Source organism: Psychrobacter sp. AOP5-GZ1-6 (assembly GCF_052376345.1).
GTDB lineage: Bacteria > Pseudomonadota > Gammaproteobacteria > Pseudomonadales > Moraxellaceae > Psychrobacter.
The window spans coordinates 1-4,774 of the sequence record NZ_JBQSVP010000182.1; the positions used below are offsets into that span (position 1 = coordinate 1).

A 4,774-nucleotide genomic window follows, 5' to 3' on the forward strand; every position below is an offset into this window, starting at 1 on the left:
TTATTTGTTCACAGTAAGATGAGTGTATCAATTGGCAGCTTTATGATAATCAGTATAAATATTTATCAGTATGCCTTATGACGTTAAATCATTACTCAGTATATAAAGTTGGCAATTGAATATCAGCTGCGTTGAGATAGGTGTTAAAAGCTAATGGCGTGCCACAGCTTTGCATCAGCGCAGCCAGTGATTGCACGTAACTATTTGCTGCTTGTGCTTGTTCAGTACGGGCTTTTAGTGACTGTGTTTGTGCTTGTACGACCTCAATCGGCGTGTTGACACCTTCTTGTAGCCCTAACTGTCGCAAGCGTAATACTTCAGCCGCTAGATCAACATTGCTTTGTAACGCCTGATAACGTGACTGAGCATTATTGACGTCGTGCCAGTTTTTTTCGACCAGTAATAATAGGTTGTCACTGACTTCGATCTCAGAAAGATCAGCTTGGCGTATTTTGGCATTACTTGATGCCAGCGATGCCGTTTTGTCTAGCCCGCCCCATAGCTTCCAGCTTGCGGAGATACCGGCGACCCAACTGGGATCCTTCTCGACTTGTCCATAACCATACAACATCACTGTAGGCTTATAACCAGTATCAGATAATGCATGTAACTGCTCTGCTTGTTTACGTTTGGCAGCGACTTTTTGTAGGCCTGGATGATTGGCAAGCGCTAAATCTTGAAAGTACGTGACATCTGGCAGAGGACGACTAGAAACGAATAGTGGTGTTGTGGGTTTGATACGGTATTCCGTACGCAATAGGCGCTGCAAAGCCATCATTGCAAGTCGTGCATCGTTATTAGCATTGACAGATTCGCTTTTTGCATCTGCCAGTGCAGACTGTGCTTCTAGACGATCCACACGCGAGATAAAGCCTTCTTCAAACAGTCGCTGGGCCATATGATCCGTTTGCTGAAGTGTGTCATAAGCATCTTCGCGCAGATAAGCGGCAATGATGGCCAATTGCGCTTTGAAGTATCGTTCAATTAAGGTGTTATATAGCTCGTTCTTATCTAATAAGCTGTCTGCGATGGCTTCTTGGGTACGCGCCTCAGAAGCACTAGTCAATGCTGTGGTGCGTCCGGCAGTATAAATAGGCCATAATACGCCGACTCCTGCACCCGATGTTGAACCTGAACGTTTTAACTCATAAGAATCAGGGATGCGCTCATCAGCCAATTCGCCCAAATTCGGCAGATTTGGAAAATAAGGTGCTAGGCTGTCAGCCTCATTGACAACACCGCTTTTGAGTGACGATAAATCAAGATCGGTGTCCAAGTTGTAAGCCGTAGCTGACACTCGTGCAAATACAAGCGGGTTGTCTAACGTATCGAGAGCATCTGTTTGATATTCACTTGAAGCAATCGCAGCTTGATTGGCTGCTAATTTGGGTGAGACTTGCAGTAAAATATTCTGTGCTTGTTCAAGACTCAATAAGCTAGGTACTTCTAATGAATAGCTACTATCGATATTTTTATGAGTGGTTGGGTCCACTAGCGTTTTTAAATTAGGCTGTTGCTGAGATATTTCTATTTCGCTATTGGTGGCAATGGTTTTATTTTTGGCATAGCTTTTTTGAATATTGCTTTGGTTGTCAGCATCATTGATTGGCGTTACTTGGTTTGGGGACTCAATATCATTTTCGTTTGCACTTGCAAGATTAGAAGCAGCCAAGGCCATGAGTGTAAACATCATGACTGAATTAGACAGAGTCGATAGAGCAAATTTCATAAGTCACATAAGCCATTAATTAGAATGCAAGGTTTTTGATATCATATAACGTCTTAAATATTTCAATAACAATAACCGTTTATTTATCGCTATCTACTGATAAATCGAGGACAAAATACAGTCTTCTTAACAGAGATATAAAGTGCGTTATCGACAACAAAGCGTACACTGTAGTGCCACAATAGTGACGGGTCAATAGTCAATACTCTCCTGTTTTCTATTGTATAGTCAATAGTAGTATGCTAGTAGATAGATTTATTTTAAAAATATTCGTTTATAAGTAATGCTGTAGCGAATACTACGAATGGCTATTTTTGGGGTATGAACGGTTCATTATTGAATAATTATTATGTTGCATGGTGTTATTAAACAAGATGAACCATTACAAAATACAGAATAAAAAATATTAAAAAAAGGTACTCGTTATGTCAGGATATATTTTGGCGCTAGATCAAGGAACTACATCAAGTCGAGCGATACTGTATGACGATCTCGCACGGTCGATAAAAATGGTTCAGCAGCCCACGACTTTGCAAACGCCAAAAGCGGGGTATGTCGAGCAAGATGCGCTACAAATTTGGCAGACACAGATTAGCTGTGCACATGATGTGATTAATCGCGCAGGACTACTAGCCACTGATGTTGCCAGTATTGCGATTACCAACCAACGTGAATCTATTGTCATGTGGGATAGGCAAACAGGTAAACCTTTAGCTCCTGCTATCATTTGGCAAGACCGCCGTACCGAGGATTATTGTAGAACATTGGCTGCTGAAAGCGTCGCTAAAGACAGCAATGACGACATGGCAAGCGAAGTACAACGTATTACAGGGTTGCGTTTAGATCCGTATTTTAGTGCCAGCAAAATTGCTTGGATGCTCGAAAATAACCCCAAATTGAGTGTACGTGCCCATAAAGGTGAAATAGCTGTCGGAACCATAGACAGTTGGCTTATTTATAAGTTGACTGGTGGTGAGCATGTCATTGATGTAACCAATGCGTCTCGTACCTTGTTGTTTGATATCCATAAGCTGACTTGGTCAGAAGCGTTGTGTGCGCGTTTTTCGATACCTATGAATATTTTGCCCAAAGTGGTTGCTTCTGATGGTGACTTTGGAAAAACCAAAAAAGGACTGTTTGCCAAACAAATCCCTATTCATGCTGTATTAGGTGACCAACAAGCCGCGCTTTTTGGACAAGGCTGTCTTGATTCAGGCATGGCAAAAAACACTTATGGTACAGGGTGTTTTATGCTGATGAATATTGGTCAAATACCAAAGTTAAGCGAGCATAAGCTGTTGACGACGATTGCGTGGCAACGACGACCTATATCGGCTCGTCCAGACAGTTTATCGTTTGATCAGATCGTGCAGTCTGGTAAGCGTATGTTGCAGCCACCCAAAAAAGAAGTCACTTATGCTTTAGAGGGTAGTGTGTTTATGGCGGGCGCGATCGTCCAATGGTTACGTGATAATTTAGGCATGATTCAAAAAAGTAGCGATATTGAAGATTTAGCACGGCAAGTGGAGAGTAGTGAAGACGTAGTGTTACTGCCTGCATTTACAGGGTTAGGTGCTCCTTATTGGCGTTCGGACATCAGTGCAAGTATTACGGGAATGAGCCGTGGCACGACCAAAGCACACATTGCCAGAGCAGCCCTAGAAGCAGTGGCTTATCAAACGTATGACGTTCTTATCGCTATGCAAAAAGACAGTCCTCATCCACTAACTGAGTTAAGAGTGGATGGTGGCGCTGCAAATAATGATTTGCTTATGCAGTTCCAAGCCGACTTACTAGACGTGCCAGTACTGCGCCCGAGAGATACAGAAATCACTGCCAAAGGTGCTGCATTACTTGCAGGATTAAAAACTGGATTGTATGACGACACAACGATGCAAGCGTCATGGCAAGTTGATCGGGTTTTTGAACCTACAATGTCCAATGATGAGCGAGATCAGCACCTTAATAAGTGGCGTCAGGCGATCGATAGAGCGTTGAAAGTATTATAAATTCTAAAATAATCTCATCAATTAGCTGGATCACTTAATCGAAAATTACTTAAAGTACTCTGCTTTCCTACAAAAACGTTGTAAAGATACAGGCTGTAACGCAAGATAATCGTAACTTGGACATAGTTTACATAACCGGTCTATCTGTCATTACCCATAAATTCTTATACTTTAGATGGATTAAGCGGAATATGCTAATTCTTTATTAAAAAATAAATCTAATATATAACAAATAATTTAAGGATAATAATATGAGTAACTATGATGATATTGAGCGCAGTGAAGTAAAACATATGACAAAAGAGAGTAAGCAAGACTTAAATGCTGACATCATCACAGGTGAACCAGGTTCTCACCCATTAGGAACGGGTATTGGTGGCGTGGGCGGTGCGGCCGCAGGTGCTGCTATTGGTACGATGGCAGGTCCACTAGGAACATTGATTGGTGGTGCTATTGGTGCAGTTGTTGGTGGCGGAGCAGGTCATGCAGCAGCAGAGGCTATTGATCCTACTCACGAAGAAGCTTACTGGCGTGCAGAATATGCAAACATGGACTACTATAAAGAAGGTTACGATTTTGATCGTGACTTACATCCAGCGTACGCAGTAGGTTATGCTAATCGTGCTAACTATCCTGTAGATGCTCGTTTTGAAGATCATGAGGCAGATTTAGAACGCTCATGGCACGAAGTCAAGGGCGAGTCACGTATGGAGTGGAAAGATGCACGTAAAGCTTCACGTGATGCATGGAATCGCGTGTCTTAATTGAGATTATTCTTGAGTATTAGATGATGAGGTTAATCTAACAGTAAGATTAACTGACAGTAAGTAAGTAGTAGATAAGCTTACTACCTCATTACCAAATTTAGTGTGGTTGTAGAATTTACTATACTGACAATCAAGATAAATAAGATTTATGTTATTTTATCGCTCCTAAAGTTATCTTTGGGAGCTTTTTTGTTGTATATTATTAACTATAAATATATTTTATGATGTATGAAGAAATTGATAATAATTAGAATGGTGAGTAATTTATG

The 4,774-nt window shown here is 41.3% G+C and carries 3 protein-coding genes; 2 read left to right on the forward strand and 1 reads right to left on the reverse strand.

The features are described from left to right. Positions 1-91: 91 nt before the first annotated feature. The gene (locus ACT3RN_RS14500) at positions 92-1,729 is read right to left on the reverse strand and encodes a TolC family protein (RefSeq protein ID WP_192519849.1); all 1,638 of its coding nucleotides are present in this window, start codon (positions 1,727-1,729) and stop codon (positions 92-94) included. 425 nt (positions 1,730-2,154) lie between these two features. On the opposite strand from ACT3RN_RS14500, the gene glpK reads away from it, so the two are divergent. Then, positions 2,155-3,738 (forward strand): glycerol kinase GlpK, encoded by a 1,584-nt coding sequence (glpK, locus tag ACT3RN_RS14505; RefSeq protein ID WP_192992003.1) that lies wholly within the window; start codon positions 2,155-2,157, stop codon positions 3,736-3,738. Between the two features lie 251 nt (positions 3,739-3,989). Beyond that, positions 3,990-4,502 (forward strand): hypothetical protein, encoded by a 513-nt coding sequence (locus tag ACT3RN_RS14510; protein ID WP_192520787.1) that lies wholly within the window; start codon positions 3,990-3,992, stop codon positions 4,500-4,502. The last annotated feature ends 272 nt before the right edge of the window (positions 4,503-4,774 follow it).

What these genes read in the sequence shown, in the direction of transcription:
- ACT3RN_RS14510 (WP_192520787.1), top strand. Translation starts at nt 3,990, where the DNA reads ATGAGTAACTATGATGATATTGAGCGCAGTGAAGTAAAACATATGACA.
- glpK (WP_192992003.1), top strand. Translation starts at nt 2,155, where the DNA reads ATGTCAGGATATATTTTGGCGCTAGATCAAGGAACTACATCAAGTCGA.
- ACT3RN_RS14500 (WP_192519849.1), bottom strand. Translation starts at nt 1,729, where the DNA reads ATGAAATTTGCTCTATCGACTCTGTCTAATTCAGTCATGATGTTTACA.